General features: G+C 50.8%; 1 protein-coding gene. It reads right to left on the bottom strand.

Going from position 1 to position 634, the window contains the following annotated elements; all coding sequences use genetic code 11:
• Nucleotides 1-634 (bottom strand): AmmeMemoRadiSam system radical SAM enzyme (gene amrS, locus JU82_RS01170; protein WP_294891985.1); only part of this gene is annotated, 634 nt, incomplete at both ends.

Here is a 634-nt window from a genome sequence, read left to right as displayed (position 1 = left end):
GGGATGAAACGCACTGATATGCCACGGCACGTGCGGCCCCAATTCTTCAGCGATAAATTTTGCGATTCCTTTGAGTTCATGTTCCTTGTCATTATGTCCCGGCACGATCAACGTCGTTACTTCGACCCAGATGCCAAGACGAACCATCGCTTTGAGCGTTTCCTGAACCCCTTCTAGCGAGGCTTTGAGCGTTTTTTTGTAATATCCCGAATCGTAGCTTTTTAGATCGATATTGGTCGCATCGAGCCAGCTTGGCAAATCTTCGCTCACCTCTTCGGATTCAAAGCCGCTGGAAACGAAGACGTTGCGCAGACCCCGTTTTTTCGCTTCCAATCCTATGTCCTTGGCATAGGGATACCATACGGCAGGTTCGTTGTAGGTGTAGCTTATGGAGGCGCAACCGCGCTCCTGCGCGATGCGGGCGGCATCTGCGGGAAGAAGAGTATACGAAGTGTCGATCTCGCCGCATTGCGATATCTGCCAGTTTTGGCAAAACGGGCAGCGCAGATTGCATCCCACGGTTCCGAGAGAAAAACTGAAGCTTCGGGGAAGAAAATGAAAAAGAGGTTTTTTCTCAATCGGATCGACATGAACGGCTACCGGATGGCCGTAAACGAGACATTCAAGGTTTCCG

Source organism: Sulfuricurvum sp. MLSB (genome assembly GCF_000747095.1).
GTDB lineage: Bacteria > Campylobacterota > Campylobacteria > Campylobacterales > Sulfurimonadaceae > Sulfuricurvum.
Note: the sequence above shows the minus strand (reverse complement) of the source record. Positions and strands in the feature narration are given on the sequence as shown.